Origin of the sequence: Alienimonas californiensis, from assembly GCF_007743815.1 — a bacterium.
Classification (GTDB): domain Bacteria; phylum Planctomycetota; class Planctomycetia; order Planctomycetales; family Planctomycetaceae; genus Alienimonas; species Alienimonas californiensis.
Window position 1 is genome coordinate 114,593 of the sequence record NZ_CP036265.1, and the last position, 21,177, is coordinate 135,769.

At 69.7% G+C, this 21,177-nt stretch carries 18 protein-coding genes; 9 read left to right on the forward strand and 9 right to left on the reverse strand.

The genetic code is table 11. The features are described from left to right. Positions 1–68: 68 nt before the first annotated feature. Positions 69–1,448, reverse strand: coding sequence for an MFS transporter (locus CA12_RS00505; protein WP_165700462.1), 1,380 nt, complete (start codon positions 1,446–1,448; stop codon positions 69–71). A 151-nt stretch (positions 1,449–1,599) separates the two neighbouring features. Between CA12_RS00505 and CA12_RS00510 the strand changes: the two genes are divergently transcribed. From CA12_RS00510 to CA12_RS00525, 4 genes are all read left to right on the forward strand, one after another. Next, positions 1,600–2,664 carry a substrate-binding domain-containing protein gene (locus CA12_RS00510; RefSeq protein WP_145356644.1) on the forward strand — a complete coding sequence of 355 codons (1,065 nt, stop codon included), beginning with the start codon at positions 1,600–1,602 and terminating at the stop codon, positions 2,662–2,664. Between the two features lie 26 nt (positions 2,665–2,690). After that, a complete protein-coding gene (locus CA12_RS00515) occupies positions 2,691–4,250 on the forward strand; it encodes a sugar ABC transporter ATP-binding protein (protein WP_242688086.1) in 1,560 nt (519 codons plus the stop codon). Further along, on the forward strand, positions 4,247–5,233 hold the full coding sequence (locus tag CA12_RS00520; protein ID WP_145356646.1) for an ABC transporter permease: 987 nt from the start codon (positions 4,247–4,249) through the stop codon (positions 5,231–5,233). Before CA12_RS00515 ends, CA12_RS00520 begins: the two co-directional genes overlap by 4 nt. A 76-nt stretch (positions 5,234–5,309) precedes the next feature. After that, the gene (locus CA12_RS00525; protein WP_145356647.1) at positions 5,310–6,542 is read left to right on the forward strand and encodes a M20 metallopeptidase family protein; all 1,233 of its coding nucleotides are present in this window, start codon (positions 5,310–5,312) and stop codon (positions 6,540–6,542) included. Between the two features lie 52 nt (positions 6,543–6,594). Here CA12_RS00525 and CA12_RS00530 read toward each other — a convergent pair whose 3' ends face one another. Together CA12_RS00530 and CA12_RS00535 are read right to left on the reverse strand one after the other, a co-directional pair. After that, complete coding sequence (locus CA12_RS00530) at positions 6,595–7,059, reverse strand: hypothetical protein (RefSeq protein ID WP_145356648.1); 465 nt, start codon at positions 7,057–7,059, stop codon at positions 6,595–6,597. Between the two features lie 11 nt (positions 7,060–7,070). Next, on the reverse strand, positions 7,071–8,594 hold the full coding sequence (locus tag CA12_RS00535) for an MBL fold metallo-hydrolase (protein ID WP_145356649.1): 1,524 nt from the start codon (positions 8,592–8,594) through the stop codon (positions 7,071–7,073). A 329-nt stretch (positions 8,595–8,923) separates the two neighbouring features. Here CA12_RS00535 and CA12_RS22330 point away from each other — a divergent pair, with 329 nt between their 5' ends. Then, a complete protein-coding gene (locus CA12_RS22330; RefSeq protein ID WP_207622079.1) occupies positions 8,924–9,298 on the forward strand; it encodes a hypothetical protein in 375 nt (124 codons plus the stop codon). A 103-nt stretch (positions 9,299–9,401) separates the two neighbouring features. On the opposite strand, the gene galT is transcribed toward CA12_RS22330, so the two are convergent. The 3 genes from galT to glgA form a co-directional block, all read right to left on the reverse strand. Beyond that, positions 9,402–10,460: a galactose-1-phosphate uridylyltransferase gene (galT, locus tag CA12_RS00545; protein ID WP_145356650.1), complete on the reverse strand. Its 1,059-nt coding sequence runs from the start codon at positions 10,458–10,460 to the stop codon at positions 9,402–9,404. Between the two features lie 111 nt (positions 10,461–10,571). Beyond that, positions 10,572–12,797 carry a glycoside hydrolase family 57 protein gene (locus tag CA12_RS00550; RefSeq protein WP_145356651.1) on the reverse strand — a complete coding sequence of 742 codons (2,226 nt, stop codon included), beginning with the start codon at positions 12,795–12,797 and terminating at the stop codon, positions 10,572–10,574. A gap of 91 nt (positions 12,798–12,888) precedes the next feature. After that, complete coding sequence (glgA, locus tag CA12_RS00555) at positions 12,889–14,406, reverse strand: glycogen synthase GlgA (protein ID WP_145356652.1); 1,518 nt, start codon at positions 14,404–14,406, stop codon at positions 12,889–12,891. 261 nt (positions 14,407–14,667) lie between these two features. Between glgA and CA12_RS00560 the strand changes: the two genes are divergently transcribed. Beyond that, positions 14,668–15,363, forward strand: coding sequence for a potassium channel family protein (locus CA12_RS00560; RefSeq protein WP_207622080.1), 696 nt, complete (start codon positions 14,668–14,670; stop codon positions 15,361–15,363). A 17-nt stretch (positions 15,364–15,380) separates the two neighbouring features. On the opposite strand, the gene CA12_RS00565 is transcribed toward CA12_RS00560, so the two are convergent. From CA12_RS00565 to CA12_RS00575, 3 genes are read right to left on the reverse strand one after another with little or no spacing between them, the layout of a single operon-like run. Next, positions 15,381–16,055 (reverse strand): LutC/YkgG family protein, encoded by a 675-nt coding sequence (locus tag CA12_RS00565; RefSeq protein WP_145356653.1) that lies wholly within the window; start codon positions 16,053–16,055, stop codon positions 15,381–15,383. A gap of 43 nt (positions 16,056–16,098) precedes the next feature. Next, positions 16,099–17,568, reverse strand: coding sequence for a lactate utilization protein B (locus tag CA12_RS00570; protein WP_145356654.1), 1,470 nt, complete (start codon positions 17,566–17,568; stop codon positions 16,099–16,101). A 52-nt stretch (positions 17,569–17,620) separates the two neighbouring features. After that, a complete protein-coding gene (locus CA12_RS00575) occupies positions 17,621–18,382 on the reverse strand; it encodes a (Fe-S)-binding protein (RefSeq protein WP_145356655.1) in 762 nt (253 codons plus the stop codon). A 200-nt stretch (positions 18,383–18,582) separates the two neighbouring features. Between CA12_RS00575 and CA12_RS00580 the strand changes: the two genes are divergently transcribed. The 3 genes from CA12_RS00580 (at position 18,583) to CA12_RS00590 (ending at position 21,162) form a co-directional block, all read left to right on the forward strand. Further along, positions 18,583–19,059, forward strand: a complete 477-nt coding sequence (locus tag CA12_RS00580; protein WP_165700463.1) for a nucleotidyl transferase AbiEii/AbiGii toxin family protein — start codon at positions 18,583–18,585, stop codon at positions 19,057–19,059. Then, positions 19,056–19,355 carry a hypothetical protein gene (locus CA12_RS00585; RefSeq protein ID WP_165700464.1) on the forward strand — a complete coding sequence of 100 codons (300 nt, stop codon included), beginning with the start codon at positions 19,056–19,058 and terminating at the stop codon, positions 19,353–19,355. Before CA12_RS00580 ends, CA12_RS00585 begins: the two co-directional genes overlap by 4 nt. Positions 19,356–19,431: 76 nt before the next feature. After that, positions 19,432–21,162 carry a sulfatase family protein gene (locus CA12_RS00590; RefSeq protein ID WP_242688087.1) on the forward strand — a complete coding sequence of 577 codons (1,731 nt, stop codon included), beginning with the start codon at positions 19,432–19,434 and terminating at the stop codon, positions 21,160–21,162. Positions 21,163–21,177 lie beyond the last annotated feature (15 nt).

The following is a 21,177-nucleotide window of genomic DNA, read 5'->3' on the forward strand; positions in this document are numbered from 1 at the left end:
GCAAGCCGAGGCGGAGCGACGGTCATGGCCTCTCCCGGCCTTGGCTTGCGCCTCGGGCTGCCAGTTTATCAATCCACTGCTCTTGTCGGCTCGACCGCCTGAGCCTCTTCCGACGGGTGAAAGAACAATCCCACGGGAATCAGTAGCACGGCGGCGACCGCGAACGCCCAGTGATAGCTGCCGTCGGCGGCGACGGTGGCGGTCAGGCCGAAGTAGACCGCCGAGGAGAGCACGATCCCGACCCAATTGAACAGGTTCATCGCCCCGATCATCCGCCCTTTCAAATCGCGCGGCGGGCGGGTCTGGAGGGCGACCTGCAACGGCACCGCGAACAGCCCGCTGAAAACGCCGAGCGTCGTCATCGGCAGCGCCGCGATCCACCAGACGCCGGTCTTCCAGAAGTCGATCGCCGCCGGGGCCTCGCCGAATCCGGCGCCCGCCGCGGGCTCCGCGGCGTCGGCGATCGCGGCGGGGGGCGGATTGAACCATCCCACCGCCACCAGGGCGACGAAGCTGGCGACAATTCCCCAGGTCCCGACGACGACCAACCCGTATCGCACCCGGCCCCCCGAGAGCCGCCCCGCCAGCACGCAGCCGGCGGCGATGCCGAACCCGGTGCAGGACAGCAGCACGCTGGTGCCCGTGTCGCTAAAGCCCAGCTGCACCTTGCCGAAAGCGTTCACCGCCAACGGGACCAGCCCGCCGACCAGCCAGAACAGCGAACTCACGAATAACACCTGCAAGAGCAGGCGGTCCTTCCGCAGCGTCTCCCACAGGCTGTGATGCACGAACAGGGCGGACGGGGTGAACCGGCTGTCCGGCTCCGCGACGGGCGTGCGGCGGATCGCCAGTGAAGTCAGCGTGCCGAGGACCGCGATCGCCACGCACCCCGCGCTGATAATCCACAGCCGACCGGCCAGTTGATCCTTTAAGATGCCGGCCAGCGCCGTGCCGAAGATAATCGACAGGAACGTGGTCATCTGAATGAGCCCGTTCGCCTTGGGCAGATCGCGGTCGGCGAATAATTCCGGCAGGATGCCGTACTTCGGCGGGCCGAAGAAGGCACTCTGGGCGCTCATCAGGGCCAGCACCCCGAACAGCAATAATAACAGGGTCGACAGATCCTGCCCGCCGATCCAGAACGCCGCCGCCCCCAGCAGCATCACGGCGATCTCGGCCGCTTTACAGCCGACGATCAAACCCCGCTTGGGCCAGCGGTCCGACACCCACCCGGCGAAGCCGGAGAGCAGCATAAACGGCACGGCGAACATCGCCTGGGCCACGAACTGCCAGTCGTCCCCGGTCGCCAGCGCGTAGTCCAGGCAGACCAGCAACACGAGTTGCTTGAACAGGTTGTCGTTGAACGCCCCGAGGAACTGCGTGACCAGCATGCCCCAGAACGAGCGGTCCGCGTTCAGGGACGTCGGGGGCGAATCGGTCGGGCTCATGCGGGCGATCTCGGGGGCGGCGTGACGGACGGTACCCGAAAGAGACCGGCAGTTCCCGAACGGACCGAGACCCCTCGCAGCGGACTCGCTTGATGCACCCGGCGCCCCGGCCGGACACTGCCCCGCCGTCCTCGCCCCCGGAGCCCCGCCCATGTTTCGCCCCCGCCCCGTTCTGCCGTGCGTCGCCCTGCTGCTGGGCCTCGCGGCCGGGTGCTCCTCGAACGACGCCGGCCCCGACGGCGACGTCCGGGGGAATGACGCCGCGGAGACGGTCACCATCGCGGTGATCCCCAAGGGCACCACGCACGAGTTCTGGAAGAGCGTCCACGCCGGCTCCTTGCAGGCCGCGGAGGAGTTGTCCACGCCGGAGCGCCGGATCGAAATCCAGTGGAAGGGCTCGCAGGAGGAGAGCGACACCGCCGGGCAGATCCGCGTGGTGCAGAACTTCCTGACCCGCGGCGTGGACGGCATCGTGCTGGCCCCCAACGACAGCGGCGGGTTGGTGGACGCCGTCGCCGACGCCGCCAGCGAGGGCGTGCCGGTGGTGATCTTCGACTCCGGCCTCGACCCCGCTGCCGCGGACGCCGGGGCGGAGACGGTCTCCTTCGTCGCCACGGACAACTTCATCGGCGGCCGCAAAGCCGCCGCCCGCCTCGCCGAGGCGATGGCCGCCGCCGAGGGCGACGCCAAACCGGGCGTGGTCTTGCTCCGCTACAAGGCCGGCAGCGAATCGACCGAACAGCGGGAGGAGGGCTTCCTCGCCGAACTGCGGGAGAACCACCCGGACGTGGAGATCCTCTCCGCCGACCAATACGCCGGCACGACGCCGGAGGAATCGCTCGCCAACGCCACGCAGGTCTTGCAGCGCTTCGAGAGCGAATTCAAGATCCGCCCCGGCGGCATCTTCGCCGTCTGCGAGCCGAACGCCGACGGCGTGCACCGGGCGCTCAAGGAGTTGGGCCTGACGGAGGAGGTCTCCTTCGTCGCCTTCGACCCGAACGAAACGCTGGTCGCCGGTCTGAAGGACGGCAGCGTGGACGGCATCGTGGTGCAGGACCCGGTCGGCATGGGCGACAAAGCGGTGCGAGCCCTGATCGCCCACCTCGACGGCGAAGGCGTCGAGCCCCGCATCGACACCGGCGTGCTGATCGCCACGCCGGAGAACCTGAAGGACCCCGCCGTCGCCGCCCTGCTCGCTCCCCCGCGGGCGGAGTGATGGCGGCGCCCGCTCCGCTCTTGGCGATGCATGCCGTCTCCAAACGCTACGGCCCCACCGTGGCGCTGGACGACGTCAGCCTCGCCGCGCGGCCCGGCCGCGTACTGGCCCTGATCGGTGAGAACGGGGCCGGCAAGAGTACGTTAATGAAGGTCCTCGCCGGGGCCGTGCGGCCGGATGCGGGCAGGATGACGCTCGCCGGCGCCTCGTACGCCCCGGCCGGGCCGACCGCCGCCCGGGCGGCGGGGGTGGCGATGATTTATCAGGAACTGAACCTCGCCCCGGACCTGTCGGTCGAGGACAACCTGATGCTCGGCCGGGAGCGGTCGCGGTTCGGGTTCCTCAGCCGAAGCGAACAACGCCGGCGCTGCCGGGCGGCGTTGGACAAGCTGGGGCACGGGGCGCTGGACGTCCGCACGCCGGTCGGCCGGTTGCCGGTAGGGACGCGGCAGGTGGTCGAGATCGCCCGGGCCGTGCTGGACGAGGCCCGGGTCGTGGTCTTCGACGAACCCACCTCCTCCCTGCCCCGCCGGGAGGCCGAGGCCCTATTCGCCGTCCTCCGCACGCTCACCGAAGGCGGGGCGGCGGTGATCTATATCAGCCATTTCCTGGAAGAAGTCCGCACGGTCTGCGACGACTACGCCGTGCTCCGCGACGGCCGGGCGGTCGGTTCGGGCGAATTGAAAGACGTGACGGAGCCGGACCTGGTCGCCTTGATGGTCGGCCGCACGGTGGACGACCTGTTCCCCCGCGTGCCGCACACGCCGGGCGAGCCGCTGCTGACCGTTAATAACCTCACCGGCGCCGACCGCACGCCTGAGGGCGCCTCGCTGACGGTGCGGCGGGGCGAAATCCTCGGCGTCAGCGGGCTGATCGGGGCCGGCCGCACCGAGTTGCTGCGGGCGATCTACGGGCTGGACGCCGTCCGCAGCGGCCGAATCACGGTGAGCCGCTCCGGTGCTGAGGTGGCGCCCGGGGCCGGGCCGCGGGGGCGGATTCGCAGCGGGGTGGGGTTCGTCTCGGAAGATCGGGCCGGCGAGGGATTGATGCTGAACCGCACGCTCGCGGAGAACGCCACGCTCGGCCGGCTGGGGCCGCTGTCGAAGTGCGGGCTGCTCAACCCGGCCGCCCCGAATCGGGCGACGGCGGCGCTGATGCAGCGACTGGGCGTGAAGGCCCGCGGCCCCGGGCAGACGGCGGGCGAACTGAGCGGCGGCAATCAGCAGAAGATCGCCGTGGCCCGGGTGCTCCATCAGGACAGCGACGTCTGGCTGCTCGACGAACCGACCCGCGGCATCGACGTCGGAGCCAAAAGCGACCTGTACCGCCTGATGGGCGAGGCGGCCGCGGCCGGCAAGGCCGTCCTGTTCGTCAGCAGCTATCTGCCGGAATTGCTGGCCGTGTGCGACCGCGTGGCGGTGATGCGGCGGGGGGAACTCGTCGCCGTCCGCCCCGCCGCCGAGTGGACCGCCGAGTCCGCGATGGCCGCCGCCGTGGGCGCGGACTCGGCGTGCGCGGACACCGTGGGCGCAGACAGCGGCGCCGGCGAGACTGAGCCCTCCCCCTCCGAACCCAAAGCCCGATGACGACGGCGTCCCTCCGCTCCGTCCTCGCCGCCGCCGGGCCGGCCCTCGCCCTCGTCGGGATCGTGGCCGGGTTCGCGTTCTTCGACTGGCAGCAGGACGGCGAGTCGACCTTCCTCACGCTGCGCAACCTGCGGGTGGCGATCGGCGACGCCCTGCCGGTCGCGGTCGCGGCGTTGGGGATGACCGTCATCATCGCCGCCGGCGGCATCGACCTCTCCGCCGGGACCATGCTGGCCCTGTGCGCCGTCGTGCTGGCGGCCGCGTTGAAGGCGGGCTGCTCCGCGGGCACGGCGGCGCTGCTGGCGGTCGCCTGCGGGGCGGCCTGCGGGGCGTTGAACGGCGTGCTGATCGCCTCGCTGGGGGTGGTGCCGTTCGTCGTCACGCTCGGCACGCTGGGGGCCTTCGAGGGGGCGGCGAAGATCGTCGCCGACGAAACCACCGTCCGCCCGGGACGCGACGCCATCCCTGACTGGCTCGGCCGGCTCACCTCCATTCAGGGCGACTCGCTGGTCCTCGGACTGCCCCCCGGGGCGTGGGTCCTGCTGGTCCTAGCCCTCGCGGTCGCGGCCGTGTTGCGGCTGACGGTGTTCGGCCGGCACCTGTATGCGGTCGGGTCGAACGAGAAGACCGCCCGGCTGTGCGGGGTCTCCGTGGGTTGGACGAAGGTGGCGGTGTACGCCCTCGGCGGGCTGCTGACCGGGGCCGCGGGGGTGATGCAGTTCGCCCAACTGAACGCCGGCAACCCCACCAGCGGGCTGGGGATGGAACTGAAGATCATCGCCGCGGTGGTGATCGGCGGCGGCTCGCTGGCCGGCGGCCGCGGCGGGGCGTTCGGCACGCTGACGGGGGTGGCGATCGTCTCCGCGATTGAGAGCGGCGGCTTTCAACTCGGCTGGAGCAACCCGGTTCAACAGATCGCCCTGGGGGCGATCATCGTCGCCGCCGTCGCCGCCGACCGGGCCCGAGCCCGGTCTGGGGGATAACCCGGGACGGGGTTGGAAACGACGACGTGCGGCCGCAGCGGGCGGACTGCGGTTCGGCCTCTGCTAAACTGGCCGCATGCAAACTCCCGATCTCGCCCAGGACGCCCCGCATTCCGCCGCCGCTCTGTGGGCGCGGGTGGACGCGCTGGCGGAGCGGCAGATCGAAGCCCGCCGGCATCTGCACCAGTCGCCGGAGGCCAGCGGCGAGGAATGGGGCACCACGGCGTTCGTCGCCGATACGCTGACCGAGGCCGGCCTCTCCCCCCGCACCTTCAACGACGTGCCGGGCGCCATCTGCGACGTGGACCTGGGCGAACTCCCGCCGGACGCCCTGCGGGTGGCGATCCGCGGGGATATGGACGCCCTGCAGATCTGCGAGGAAGCGGACGTTCCTTACGCCAGCGACCGCCCCGGGCTGATGCACGCCTGCGGGCACGACGCCCACACCAGTCTGGCGCTGTTCGCCGCCCTCGCCGCGGCGGAGGTCGCCGCGGACTGGGACGGCCCGCCGATCGGCCTGCGGTTCCTGTTCCAAGCGGCCGAGGAGAACGGCAAGGGGGCCCGCTGGCTGTGTAAATACGGGGCGATGAACGGCGTCTCCCACGTGCTCGCCGCTCACGTCGACCCGCACTTCCCCGCCGGAGAGGTGGGGGTGAAGGACGGCCCGCTGACGGCCTTCTGCGACGAACTGCACATCAACGTGAAGGGCCGCGGCGGCCACGCCGCCCGGCCGCACGAGAGCCGCGACCCGCTGGCGGCGGCGTGCTCGCTGGTGAACACGCTGTATAGCCTCGTCCCCCGCCGCTACGACGCCCAGTCGGCGGCCGTCATCACCTTCGGCATGCTGCACGCCGGCGGGGCTCCGAACGTGATCCCGGATAGCGCCGAACTCCGCGGCACCCTGAGGACCTTCGATCTGGCGGTGCGGGACACGATCCTCCGAACCGTCACCGAGGCCTGCGCCGGCGTGGGCGCCGCCCGAGCGGTGAGCATCGAGCCGAAGTTCGTCGGCGCCCTGGCCGGGGTGATGAACGATTCGCGTTGCACCTCCGCCCTCGCCGACGCCGCCGCCGACCTGCTGGGGCCGGAGTCGATCACCCGGCTGACGAAGCCCAGCCTCGGCGGGGAGGACTTCAGCGGCTACCTGAAGCACGTCCCCGGAGCGATGTTCCGCCTCGGCTGCGCCCCGATCGACGGCCCGGACTACCCGCTGCACAACCCGAAGTTCACCATCGACGAACGCTGCTTGGCGATCGGCACCAAGGTGCTCCTCGGCGCCGCCGTGCGGTTGGCGACCGAATCCCGCTGACCGGACCGTCTGCCGCGAGACCGCCCGGCGACGCTCTTTCCGCCCGGCGGCGTTATTCCACGACCAGCGCCTGCCCCGGGTGGGCGATTTTAATCTGCGGGGCTCCGCGGTATTCGGTCACCAATCCCTGCACCAGCAGCGTTTTGCCGATGTAGGCCCGTTCCATTGCGGCTGGGCCGCCGGGCCATTTGGCGAAGTGATCGTCGAAGATCGGGGCGGTCAGGGCCTCGTGGTAGTTCTCGGCGAAGTTCAGCACCACGACGGTCCCGCCCTCCGGCACGAACGCGGCGGTGCAGCGGCCCCGCACCGCCTTCACCGTGCCGACGTGACCCCGCAGCGCCTCCAGGTCGCGCGCGTCCAGCGGGGCGAGGGCCTCCGCCGCGGCCGCGGCGATCGTCGGCGGCTCGAATGGCTGGACCGCCCGCTCCGCAAACGGCGGCTGCACGCCGGTCGCGGCGTTCTCAGATTGATACTCCCCGCCGAACAGGGCGAGGCAGAGGACGGCGGGGGCGAACATTTCGTCGGTCTTTAGCTGTCGAGTTCCGCGAAGTCGTCGGCCCGCCGCTCCGGCAGGGTCGGGGCGGGGCCGGGGGCGAACCGTTCGCCGGTCACCTCGAAGCTCTGCCCCTCTCGCGGAGCGTGGGCCTGCACGCCCATCGCGGTCGCCCCCGCGGCCATCTCCGCGGCCCGGTCCGGGTCGCCGTGCACGACGTACGCCGGGCCGACGGAGTCGAACCCGCCCAGCCAGTTCAGGATCTGCTGCCCCTTCGCGTGGCTGGAGAAGCCGGACAGCGTGTCCACTTCCAGCTTCAATTCCCGTACGTCGTAGCGGGTCGGCCCGAAGCGTTCCTCGATCGGCAAACGCATCGGGCTCTCGCCAGATCGGACCCGGTGGCCGACGGAGCCGGGCGCCTGATAACCGATGAGGAACACGGCGTTCCGCGGGTCCTCCGCCAGGCGGGAGAGGTGCTTGGGGGCGGCGGCGTGGTCCAGCATGCCGCTGGTGGACAGATAGATCGCCGGCCCGTTCCCGTGGGTCAGCAGCGTGTCGTCGTCGCGGGCCTCGTAAAATCCGGGGCGATAAAACAGCGTCCCCCCGCGGGCGGCGCGGGCGGCCTTCGCCGCCGGGTCGAGATACTGGGGGAAGGCGTCGTAGATCGCCGTCGCCTGCTGGGCGGAGGGGCTGTCGCAGAAGACCGGCACGTCCCGCGGGATCACGCCGTCCTCCCGCAGGCCGTGGAACAGGTGGATGAGCGTCTGCGTTTTATGCAGGGCGAAGGTCGGCAACAGCAGACTGCCGCCGCGATCCAGCACGGCCCGCACGCGGCGGCCGAACGCCTCGTAGTTCGCCGCGGCGCCCCGGACGGCGCCGTAGGTGCTTTCAAACAGCACGGCGTCGGCGTCCCGGTGCTGCGTCGGGTCGCAGAGGAGCGGAGCGCCGTCCGGGCCCATGTCCCCGCTGAATAGGATCTTTCGCCCGTCCGCCCAAATCTCGATCATCGCCGAGCCGAGGATGTGCCCGGCGTCGGTATAGCGGCAGTCGACGCCGCTTTTGGAGAGACGCCGGTTATAAGGCACGACTTCGACCAGTTCGAAGCTCTTTTGCTGATCGCGGCGGCCGTACAGCGACCTCCCCTCCCCCTCCCCGACGGTCAGGGAACTGCGGAGTGTCGCCCGGTTCAGATCCCGGGTGGCGTCGGTGCAATAAATCGGCCCACCGAAGCCCTGCTTGACCAACAACGGCAGCCGGCCGTTGTGATCGGCGTGGGCGTGCGTGAGGAAGACGGCCCGCACCTCCTTCGGATCGAAGGGGAAGGATGCGTTCTCGTCCCGGTCGGGGGTGTCCGACATGAACAGGCCGCAGTCGATCAGATACAGCCCCCGCGACGTCTCCAACAGGTGGCAGGACCCGCTGACGCGGCCGACGGCGCCGTAGAAGGTCAGCGAGGGATTCCGCCGCCGGCGGACCGTCGCGTCCGCCGGTACGCCCGCCGAGAGCGCCGCGAGGCCGGCCGCCGACGCCGCGGCGAGAAACTGGCGGCGATTCGACACGAACGGACACCCCGCGGGAGAGACGGCGGCAAGCTCGCCGTCACCCTATCGCCGCCCCGTTCCACCGGCGAGGCGGCGGTCGATGAGGAATCGAAGAACCGTCGTCACTCTGACGACGCACGATACGGAAGAGAGACGGTTCAGTTGGCCGTCGGCACGACGAAATGCGTGAAGAACGGCCACGTTCCTACGGTTACGAAGTGTCGAGCCGGTTTTGGCACGCCAAATGCAAATCTGACACGTGCCGGCGACGCTCGAGGGTCGAGTCGCCGGGCCCGCGACGGACCCTCCCCCCTCTCACCACTCCGAGTTCCGATAGGATCGACCCGATGAACATTCTCAAGCCCACCGCCGCCGCCGCCATGCTGGCCGGGGCCTTCGCTTTTGGCGGCGCTCCGGAGACCGCCGAGGCCGGCGGCTTCTCCCTCCAAATCGGCCGCCCGGCCTACGGCAGCTACTACGGCGGCTACAACCGCGGGTACCGCAGTTTCAACCGAGGGTACTACGGCGGAAACCACTTCGGTCACGGCGGGTACTACGGCGGCGGATACGGCGGGACCAGTGTGTACCACGACACCTCGCACGTGGACGTGATTAACGGCCGTCCGGTGTACCACCAGTCCGGTCACTTTGACTACTACGGCCCCGGCCACTTCGGCGGTCACGGCGGCTTCGGCGGCCACAGCGGCCACGGCCATCACTGAGCGCCGACCGAACGGTCGAACGAAAAAAGCCCCGGCGTCTCCGTGACGCCGGGGCTTTTATCTTTGTGCGTCTCTTCCTTCCGCTGCGACGAGGACCGCCCCGTCAGCCGGCTTTGCGGACCTTGACGGCGGGTTCGTCGGCGGCAGCGCGGCCGTAGTTCTGCGGCACGTCGACGTTCCGCAGAAACTCCGCGGCCTCCTCCGGCGGAACTGGGTTGATATAGAACCCGCTGCCCCACTCGAATCCGGCGACCCGCGTCAGCCGCGGGAACACCTCCAGATGCCAGCGATAGTGCGGCAGTTCCGGCGTGTCGAACGGGGCCGTGTGCAACACGTAGTTGTACGGCGGGTCGTCCAGGGCCAGCTCGAGCTTCGACAGCGTGGTCTTCAACACCCGGGCCAGCGAGGCGATCTGGGCGTCGGAGCTCGTCTCGTAGTGACTGGCGTGGTGCTTGGGGATGATCCAGGTTTCAAAGGGGAACCGGGAGGCGAACGGGCAGACGGCGGCGTAGTCCGCGGTCTCCAGCACGACCCGCTCCCGGGAGTCCAGCTCCTGATCCAGCATGTCCTGATAGACGCACCGGCCGCGGTAGTTATAGAACTCCAGGGCGCCGGTCATCTCCTCCCACACGCTGATCGGCACCACGCTGGTGACGATGAGTTGGCTGTGGGCGTGCTCCAGGCTGGCGCCGGCCAGGGCCCCCTTGTTCTTGAAGATCAGGGCGTGCACCAGCCGCACGTCCCGTTTGAGGTCCAGCAGGCGGTCCTTGTAGGCGCCGAGCACCTCGCGGACGTTGTCGACCGGCAGGCGGGCGAGGCTTTCCTCGTAGTGCGGGCACTCAATGACGACCTCGTGGGCGCCGACGCCGGTCATCGTGTCGTACAGGCCCACGCCCCGCTTCTTTAATTCCTCGTCGGTCCGCAGTGCGGGGAACTTGTTCGGCACGACCCGCACCCGCCAGCCGGGGCCGTTGGGGGCGCTGTCGGAGGAGCGGAACGCCAGAATTTCCGGCGGGGTCAGGCCCTCGTTCCCCTCGGCGAAGGGGTCGAGGCGGTCGGAGGCGAGGCGGAACACCGGCTCGTGATGCACCGGCCGCTTGGCGCGGTCCGGGGCGATGATGACCCACCGGCCGGTCACGGGGTCCTTGCGCAGGTCGCTCATAGTCTTAACGCGGTTTGTAGGAAGGCGGGAGGGGCGAGGCGGACGGCGTAAGTCAGGAGCGACGGGGGGCGAAGCGCCGACGCCTTGCGCCTCGCCCCCGGTATGCTTACCTCACGCCTGCCAGCGTTCGCGTTCGAAATCGGCGTTGGGGCACTCCAAACGGATGCTGCCCTCGCGGGGGGCGCGGTCCTCGCTGGATTCGCCGCGGACCGCCTCCACCGCGAAATGCACCGGGTCGCCCGGCTCCACGCCGAGGTCCGCCAGCGGCACGGTCAACTCGAAGATCCGGTCCAGCCCGACCCGCGGGTCGGCGCTCTTCACCGCTTTGCCCCCGCGGATCACCTTGGCGACGGGCGTGCCGTCGCCGAGGTCAGTGACGCGAATCTCCACGCCCTCCGGGTCCTGGAACCGCACCCGCAGGGCGTCCAGACCGGCGAGGTCGTCGGCGGCGCGGTCGTTCGTGTCCACCCGCAGGCAGAAGCGGCCTCCGCCGTCCTCCACCGTGCCGGGGGTCAGGTCGAAGCCGAACAGCGCCTCCTGAATCAGCCCGTCCGTGACGATGGCCATCGTGCCGCGGTCGTTGCCGGGGGCGTACTTGCCGGCGCTGACCCACTCGAAATAGGTGGGTCGCCCGTTGGGGGTGGCGCTGACGAAGCCGGTGGGCAGCGTGTGCGTCTGCTTGGGCTCCGCGTTCGTGATGGGCACGTCGAGGTTCGCCGGCGGATCGCCGCCGAGCAGCTTATAGACGTTCCGCAGGTGCCGGCGGAACAGGTCGTCGAACAGGTCGTCCTGCCCGCTGCTGCGGTCGTCGCCGTACCACCAGAACCAGTCGGAACCCTCGGCGATATACAGTTCCTCCCAGGCCTTCTTCACCGCCTCGGGGTCGGCGTCCTCGGCCTCCGCGGCCTTGAGGTATTCGCGGGTTTCGTGCAGGCGGTCCCAGCCGTCGCGGTCCTCCTTGTGGCCGATCCAGATATAGAAGTCGTGATTAATCCACGACCCGGCGAACAGCCGGTCGACGCGGTCGGTCGGCGGGTTTTCCTTGATATGGTCGGAGACCCGGACCGGGTTGATGGTCGAGTGGGCGACGCATTCCCGGTAGAGCGTCCGCAGGAAGCCGACGCCGCCGTCCGGGTAATATTCCCAGCAGTTCTCGCCGTCGAGGACAACCGGCACCAGCGCCGGCCGGCCGCCGTTGGCCTCTTCGACCGCCCGGCGGATGCCGTCCACCTTGCCCAGCAGGTCGTGGGCGGCGGCGTGGGGGTCCATCCGCTGATAATTAAATCCGATGCCGTCGCTCATCGCGTGATCGCGGAAGACGGCCCGCAAGGGTTCGCCGTTCGGCAGCGTGGCGTTGAGGTCCCAGGGGCGGAACAGCTTGTCGGGGTTCTTGAGATGCCCCCGGCCGTCGCGGCTGACCAGCCCGTTGGTGCTGTGGGCGAGGATCTCCTCGTCCGTGGCGATCCAGGGCACGCCGGCGGCGGCGATCTCCGCCAGAATCGCCTGCGACACGCTACCCTCGCTGGGCCACATGCCGGCCGGCGGGGCGCCGAACTGCTCCGTGTGATATTCCACGCCGCGGCGGATCTGCTCCCGGGCGTCCTCCTCGTACCGCTCCAGATATTGCGGCAGCGGACAGCCGGGCATCGCCTCGTGGGCGCTCTCCTTATTCCATAGCAGCGGCAGAATCGGGTGGTACATCGGCGTGGTGGTCAGGTCCACCTGCCCGCCCTCGGACAGCTCCTTATGGATCGGGATCACCTCCGCGACCAACTCCCGCTGCCGCTTGAAGAACCATTCCTTCTCGGACTCCGTCCAGTGACGGCCCTTCTCGCGGAACTCGCGGAGGTCGTCGTCCCGTTCAAAAACGAGTTCGTGCACCCAGGTGAGGTTGCTCCAGATCTGGAGGTCGCGCACGTCCCGCTCGGTGAAGCGGCGGGCGGCGTCCTCGGCGCTGCTGCGGCCGAACCCGCGGAGCTCGTGCAGCTCCCGGTAGCGGGCGTGGGGACGCACCATCGTCTCCGCGTTTGCCATGAAGAAGTTGTCCATCAGGTACGCCGCGTCGCCGGCGCCCAGCCCGTCGGCCGGCATCTTCGAGACGTCCAGGTGGCGGTCGCTGCGACCCTCGACGTACTGGTTAATTTGAACCAGCAGGCTCGGCACGAGGTTGATCGCGCAACGGAACTCCGGCACCTCTTTAATGTGCAGAGCCATCCCCAGATAGTCCTTGGTGCAGTGCAGGCGAACCCAGGGCATGGGGTTCTCGCGGGCGACGTCGTCCGGGTAATACGGCTGGTGCTGATGCCAGACGAACGCCAGTTGCGCGGGAGCCGTCATCGTGAGAGGGGGGTCTAAACGCGGCGGGGACGTGGGGGACGACGGACGTATCGCGGCCGGGCCGCGGGAAGGCGGGTCGGACTCGAACGACTCAGGCGACGGCGTGACGCGCGGCGGCGGAGCGGTAGAGCTGAACGTACTCGGCGGCGGAGGCGTCCCAGGAGTGGTCGGCGGCCATCCCGGTTTGAACGAGCTGTGCCCAGACGTCCGGCGTTTTGCGGTAGCAGTCCACCGCCCGGCGGACGGTCTCCGCCAACGCCGTGGGGACCGGCTGGTCGAACACGAAGCCGTTGGCGGCGCCGCTTTTCAGGTTCTCCGGGGAGGCGTCGACGACGGTGTCGGCCAGCCCGCCGACGGCGTGCACGACCGGGACCGTGCCGTAGGCCAGCGAATACATCTGGTTCAGCCCGCAGGGTTCGTACAGGCTGGGCATCAGGTAGGCGTCGCAGCCGGCCTCGATGCGGTGGGCCAGGCCGTTGTCGAAGCCGACGAAGCCGGCCACCTGCCCCGGATACTGGTTCGACAGGTGCCGCACGAAGCCTTCGTAGCGAGGATCGCCGGTGCCGAGGAACGCGAACTGGGCGCCGGTCGCCATCAACTCCTCGGCGCAGCCGGCGATCAGGTCGAACCCCTTCTGATCGGTCATGCGGGAGATCATGCCGAACAGCGGCGAGCCCGGCTCGCCCGACTCGGGGACTTCCAGCTTCAGTTCGTTTCGCAGGGCCTCCTTGCAGGCGGCCTTCCCCTCCGCGACGTTCGCGGCGGTGTAGTTCATGGCGAGGTACGGATCGGCCGCCGGGCTCCACTCCGCCGGATCCACGCCGTTGAGCACGCCGGACAGATCGGCGCCGCGATTAATCAGCGCCCCCTCCAAGCCGTAGCCCAGCGCGTCGGTCCGGATCTCTTCGGCGTAGGTGGGCGAGACGGTGGTCACTTTATCCGCCGCGACGATGCCCGCTTTGAGCAGGTTGAGCCGGCCGTGGTGCTCCAACTGGGTGTAGTGGAAGCGCTCCCAGTTCAGGCCGGTCCGCCGCATGTCCCAGTGGGGGAAACTGCCCTGGAAGGCGAGGTTGTGAATCGTGAAGACGCTGCCGGTCTCCTCGAAGCCGGGCGTGCCGAGGTAGTCGTCGGCGAGCATCGCGGGGACCAGCCCGGTCTGCCAGTCGTTGGCGTGCACGCACTGCGGCCGCAGGGCGAGGACCTTGGCCAGTTCGAGGGCGGCCCGGCTGAAGAAGATGAAGCGCTCCGCGTTGTCCTCGTAATCGCCGGCCGGGTCGCCGTAGAGGCCGGGGCGGTCGAAGTAGTCCGGCTGATCGACGAACAGCACGCGGACCTCCCGGCGTTCGCCGTCCGGGCCGGGGGCCGGCAGGACGTCCCACCCGCTGCCGGCCTTCACCGTGCGATCGCCCAGCCGCACCGACAGCTTGGGGCCGTCGAGGCTCCGCGGCGGCCGGCGGTTCTTCGTCTGCACCTGAACGTGGTGCGGCAACACGAGGGAGACGTCGTGTCCCGCGGCGGCCAGGGCCTTGGCCAACGCGGTGGAGACGTCCGCCAATCCGCCGGTTTTGCTGTACGGAACGGCCTCGCTGCTGATGAGGAGGAGGCGCATCGGACGGACGGTCTCGGCAGGCGGGGGGGGAGCGGCCCCCGTCCGCGGCGGGCGGCGGGACCGGCAAGCCTAGCCCAAAGCACGCGACTTGTCAGCGAATCGCCCCGTCGCCGCTCCGCGGCGAACCGTCGCCGGGCGATCCCCCCGGATGCGGGCGGGCGCCTCCCCCGTGTCGTTCGGTCGCACCCCGGCGACACCCTAGGGGCCTCGCACGCTGCCGTTTCGGTCCCCTCCCTTCTTTCCCCCGTCCGCCCCGCTCCCGTGTACAAGTTCGCCTCGGCGTTCGGCCTGTTCGCCAGCTTCTTTCTGTTCGGAGGCGTGTGGATGGGGCTGATTTCGGTCATCCCGCAGGGGATGCCGCGAGACGCCGCCACCTGCGGCATCGGCCTGCTGTTCAGCGGAACGTTCCTCTATCTGCTGCTCTCCCGGTTGCGGAACCTTTACGCCGGCCGGGGGCGGTTCTGGGTCGAGGCGGCGATGGCCGCGGCGAACCTCGCCCTGCTGCTGGCCGCCTTCGCCACGATTTATAAGATCTACGGCACCAGCGCGGAGACCGACTCCGCCAGCTATATCGCCAACAGCACGACGACGCCGGAAACGAAGGTCACGACCTTCGGCGACGCCCTGTACTACTCCGTCGTCACCTTCACGACGCTGGGCTACGGCGATTTGCAGCCGCGCGGCGTGCTGCGGTTCATGGCCTGTCTGGAGACGTTCGTGGGCTATCTGGTGCTCGGCATCTTGGCGTCGACGGTGGCCGATCTCGTGCAGGAATGGGCCCGGGCGACGGTCGAGGAGGGCGACAGCGGCGTGCAGACGGGGCTGGTCGGGAATCAGAAGGCGGAGAACCAGGAGGACGGCTTCCAGCGTTCCTCAGACGACGACAACGACAGCGACGCCAGCGATGGCGACGGCGAGGGCCGCGACGACTCCTCCCGTCCCTCCGGCGGGGACTGACGCCGCGCGGCCGCCGCTCAGGGGGCGGACGCCCCCTGCTCGTCGGGCTCTTCCAGTAGGTAGCAGGTCAGCGAGCGGGCGCCGTGGGCGCCGATGACGAGGGACTGCTCGATGTCCGCCGTTTTACTGGGGCCGGAGACGAACATGCCGAAGCCCCCGCGGCCGAACTTCTGCCGGTGCGACCCGTCGGCGTCCGCCAGCCGGGCATAGGCGCCGTGCATGGTGTGTTCGATCTCGCTCGCCGGGACGACCAGCACGAGGTGCTGGGCCAGCACGCACAGCCCGCGGTGATCGGAGTGCGAGAAGTCCAACCAGACGGCCGCGTTCTCCGCCACTCCGAACAACCCGCCGAACACGGCCACGTCGACCCCGGCCAATTCGTGGACGTCCGGCACGGCGCCGAGGCCCTCCGTCGTCTCGCCCACGCCCTCCACCAGCGAGACCGTCTGTTTCGCTTCGCTCCAGACCGGCGACTGCTTGAGGTGAGCCTGAGCCGCCGCGGCGTCCGGGACTCGCACCGAGACGCCGCCCACCGTCTTCAACGCCTCCTCGAACTGGGCGAGCGGGTCGTCGTACCGGATCCAGCTCTCCGCGGAGAGGTCCGGCAGTTCGACCGCTTCGAGCAACTGCCCGCGGAGCTTCTTGAACAGGGCGGCGCGGGAGTCGGAGGCAGGCGAGGCGGGGGCGATCATGGGGAGGGCAGCGGGAAGGACGGACGGCGAGGGGTCGCGGGGTCTATTTCGGATCGCCTGGCGACGACGCCTCCTGTTTCAGTTCGTCCCGCCACATCTGCTTGAAGCTCTTCGGCGGGGCCGGCGGGAGGTCGCGGCCGACGCCCCAGGGGTTGAGCCGGTTGTAGATCGCCGCCCGCGGCAGCACGGGGAGGGCCTTGCGGGCCAGTCGGCCGGCGACGCCGAACAGCTTGGGGGAGTTCAGCAACTTGCCCGCCGCCTTCATCCCGATCCGCTTGCCCCACGGCAGCAGGCCGCGGTCGCCGACGGTCTTGCGGAGCGCCAATAACTGATGGTGCAGCGGGATCTTCACCGGGCAGACGTCCGTGCAACTCCCGCACAGGCTGCAGGCGAACGGCAGCGACCCGTGGGCGTCGCCGGCCTCGCCCTCGCGGGGCTCGACGCCCTCGCCCTGCTCCGACTCGCGGACGATCCGCGGCGTGAGGGCGTGCAGCGGGTTCAGCACGCTGCCGATCGGGCCGGGGACCGTCGCGGCGTAGCTGTGCCCGCCGCTGCGGCGGTAGACCGGGCAGGTGTTCATGCAGGCCCCGCAACGGATGCAGTTGAGCACGTCGCGGAACTGCGGGTCGTTCGCCAAATCGCTGCGGCCGTTGTCCACCAGCACAATGTGCAGCTCCCCACCCGGCCGGGGGCCGTGGAAGTGACTGGTATAAGTTGTGATCGGCTGGCCGGTCGCGCTGCGGGCCAGCAATCGCAGATAGATCGCGAGGTCCGCCGCCCGGGGCACCAATTTTTCGATGCCGGTGCAGGCGATGTGCAACCGCGGCAGGCTCGTGCCGAGGTCCGCGTTGCCCTCGTTGGTGCAGACGACGAACCCGCCGGTCTCCGCGACGAGGAAGTTCACGCCAGTGATGCTGGCCTCCGCCCCCAGGAACTTTTCGCGGAGGTGCTGGCGGGCGGCCTCGGTGAGGTAGGCCGGGTCCGCGTTGCCGGATTCGGTGCCGATTTTGTCGTGGAACGTTTCGGAGACGTCCTCCCGCTTCAGGTGAATCGCCGGCAGCACGATGTGGCTGGGCGTCTCTTCACGCAGTTGGACGATCCGCTCGCCGAGGTCGGTGTCCGTGACGTCGATCCCGTGCTTGATGAGGTACGGGTTGAGGTGCACCTCCTCGGTGAGCATCGATTTCGATTTGGTGATCTTTTTCACCCCCGCGTCCCGCAGGATGCCGAGGACGATGCGGTTGTGCTCCTCCGCGTCGGCGGCCCAGTGGACTTTCGCCCCCAGGGCGGTTGCGTTTTTCTCGAACTCCTCGAGGTAGTCCGGCCAGCGGGAGATCGCGTGCCGTTTGACCTGGCTGGCGAGCTCCCGCAAACGCTCCCACTCCGGCACGGAGTGGACCTGCCGGTCGCGTTTCTGACGCACGAACCAGAGCGATTCGTCGTGCCAGTGGGCGCGGGCGTCGTCGGCGACGAAGGCGCGGGCGCGGTCGGGATGTTCGGCGGTTTTGGTCATGGCAATCGATGAGGGCGAGCGTCTGGAAGCAACCGCGAACGGCGGACCGTCGTCACGGCTCCCGCGTGGCCTCCTCCAGTACTTCGGCGACGTGCAGGACCCGGGTGGTCTGGTCGCCGCCGCGGCGGAGCACGCCTTCGAGGTGCATCAGGCAGCTCATGTCCGGGCTGACCAGCGCCTCCGTGCCGGCCTGCCGGTAATCGGCGACCTTATCCTTACCCATCATCACGCTGACGGCCTCCTCCTGCACCGCAAAGGTCCCGCCGAACCCGCAGCACTCGTCCGGGCGCTCCGGCTCGGCGAAGGTCAGGCCCTCCAGGTTCGTCAGCAGGGAACGGACTTTGTCGAACGGCGCCACGTTCCGTTCGCTGCCGCTGCCCAGCCGCAACTCCCGCAGGCCGTGACAGCCGTTGTGCAGGCCGATCTTGTGTGGGAACCGCCCCGCCGGGCTGCCGACTTTCAGCACGTCGGTGAGGAACTCGCAGAACTCGTACGTCTTGGCCTGCAGTTCCTCGTAGCCCGGATGCCCCTCCAGGAACGGAGCGTAATGATTGCGCACCATGGAGGTGCAGGACCCGCTGGGGCAAACGACCGCGTCGAACCCGCTGAGGGCCTTGAGGTTCGTCTCCGCCAGCGGCTGCGATTCGTGCGGCAGCCCGGCGTTGGCCATCGGCTGACCGCAGCAGACCTGTCCCTCGGGGTACTCCAGATGCAGGTCCGGCCCGCCGAATCGCCGCAACACCCGCACCGCGGCCGCCCCCACGCGGGGATAGAACTGGTCGATGTAACAGGGGATGAACAGGCCGACGCGCACGGGGGCCGTTCTCTCGAAAGGGGACGGGATTCGGATCGACCCGGGATCATACGAACGCCGCCCGGCCCGTGCAGTCCGCCGAGACGACGCGGGGAGCGTGCCGGGGGAGCGGCCGGCGTTACGATGGTGCCGTAACCGGCCGTTCGCGGCGCTCTCCCCCCGGTGAGACGGCAGAAATGCCTGAGCACGGACCGTCACCCTTGAGTTTGTACGACGAATTCTTCGCAGCGGTCACGGCACTGGAAGCGGCGGGCGTCCCCTACTGCGTAATCGGCGGGCTGGCGGTTTCCCTGTGGGCGCGACCGCGGGCGACGGAGGACATCGACCTCTTGACCCTCCCGGAAACGGTCGACGACGCGGCCGAAGTGATCGAGTCGCTCGGCTACTTCGAGAGCGCCCAGCCGTGGACCTTTTCGGCCAGCGGCATCACGCTGCGGCGGTTCATGAAAACCGCGGGGGAGGACTACCTGATTCTCGACCTGATGTTCCGCGACTCAGCCGACTACCGGGCGATCGTAGCGAATGCGGAGCAGCGCCGGCAGCCGGCGGGCGTCGTTCGGGTGATCTCCCGCGGCGACCTGATCGCCATGAAGCGAGCCGCCGGCCGTCCGCAGGATCTGGCCGACGTCGCCGCCCTCGAAGCCCTCCAAGACGACTCCGAAGAGGCAACGTGGTGACCAGTGCCTCACGCCCCCCGCAGACGGACAATTGGGCGAACCGGCTTCCCCCGGCGGCGGACCCGATCCGCTCGGCCGCGCGGCTGCGGGAGTTTTTCCGCCGGCTTCGCCCGGATTTGGCGGTCGCCCCGCCCGCCCCGCCGGTCGACGGCGCCGCTCATCCCACTCTGGAACGCCGGCCCCGCCCGCCTTGGGTTCCAGCCCCGCCGCCGCATCTCGATCCGGACCGCAGCGCCGAGGAACGTCAGGCGGCCGTGGCCGCCCTGCTTGCGGAACGCAGCACCGGCTCGCCCTGAACCTCGCGGAGAGCGTAGTGGCGGGGCGGCCGCCGAAGCTCCACAATCGACCCGCCTCGAACTTCGGAGAGCCCCCTTGCGCCGCCTCGCCCTCGCCCTGCTGTTCCTCACCTCCGGCGGGGTCGCCGTCGGCGCTCCGCAGCCGCCGTCCGAGGAGCTTCGCTCCGACGCCGCACAGCCCGCGGCACAGTCGGAGGGGGAGGCGGCGGACCGGCCGAACATTCTGTTCGCCTTCGCGGACGATTGGGGCCGTTACGCCGGCGCCTACGCCGCCCTCGACGGCGACGCCCGCAACGACCTGTCCAAAGCGACCGGCTTCGCCACGCCGAACTTCGATCAGATCGCGGGCAACGGCGTCCTCTTCACCCACGCCTACGTCAACGCCCCCAGTTGCACGCCCTGCCGCAGTTCCCTGCTGACCGGCCGGCCGTTCTACACGACCGGATTGGGCGCGATCCTCAACGGGGCGCAGTGGGACGGCTCCATCAAGAGCTACCCCGAAGCCCTGGAGGAGGGCGGCTACTTCGTCGGGCAGACCTACAAGGTCTGGAGCCCCGGCACCCCGAACGACGCCCCCATCGGCGGCAACCGCACCGCCTACGAGAAGGCCGGCGGACGGTTTAACGGATTCTCCAAGATCGTCTCCAAGGCCAACGACCCCGACGCCGCCGGTACGGAGTTGTACAAAGAAGTCCTCGACAACTTCACCGCCTTCCTGAAGGACGCGGAGGACTCCGGCAAGCCGTGGCACTACTGGTTCGGGCCCACCAACGTGCACCGCACCTGGGCGCAGGGCAGCGGCAAGAAAATCTGGGGCATCGAACCGGACAGCCTGAAGGGCAAGATGCCGCCCTTCCTGCCGGACGTCCCGGAGGTGCGGCAGGACTTCGCCGATTACCTCGGCGAGGTGATGGCCTTCGACAACGCCCTTGGCGTGCTGCTGAAGGAGCTGAAAGACCGCGGCGAGCTGGAGAACACCGTGATCGCCGTCAGCGGGGACCACGGCGCCCCCGGCTTCCCCCGCGGGAAAACGAACCTGTACGACTTCGGCGTCGCGGTCCCGTTGGCGATCGCCGGGCCGGGCGTCTCCGCGGGGCTGGACGCCAACGGGCGGGTCGTCACGGACTTCGTCACCCTGCCGGACCTCGCCCCCACGTTCTTGGACATCGCCGGCGTGCCGCTGCCGGAGGGCATGACCGCCCACAGCCTGGCGCCGGTCCTCGTCACCGATGAGGAAGACCGCGTGGACGAGGCCCGCGACGCGGCGTTCTTCGGCCGGGAACGGCACGTCGCCAGCGCCCGCGAGGGCTACCTGCCCTATCCCCAGCGCGGCATTCGCACCGACGACTACCTCTACATCCGCAACTTCGCCCCGGACCGCTGGCCGCAGGGCACCGCCCCCGGCTACGGCCTACCGGGCGAGATGCCGGACGAGCGGGCCCTCAACAGCAACACCCGGGCCGCCTTCCCCGACGTCGACGCCGGCCCCACCAAGGCGTGGACGATCCTGCACCGCGACGACAACGAGGCGACGAAGCGGGCCTTCGAACTCGGCTACCTGCGGCGCCCCGGCGAGGAGCTGTACGCCATCGCGGAGGACCCCCACCAGATGAAGAACCTCGCCGACGATCCCGCCCACGCGCAGGCGAAGGCGGAGTTGTCCGCGCGGCTGATGGAGCATCTGAAGGCCAACGGCGATCCGCGGGTCACCGGGGACGGTTCGACTTTCGATAAGCCGCCCTTCGCCGCTCAAGAGGGCTACGAACGGCTGCAGAATGGCGGGATGAAGCGGTCCGGCGGCGGCTGAGTTCCGCCGCGGCGG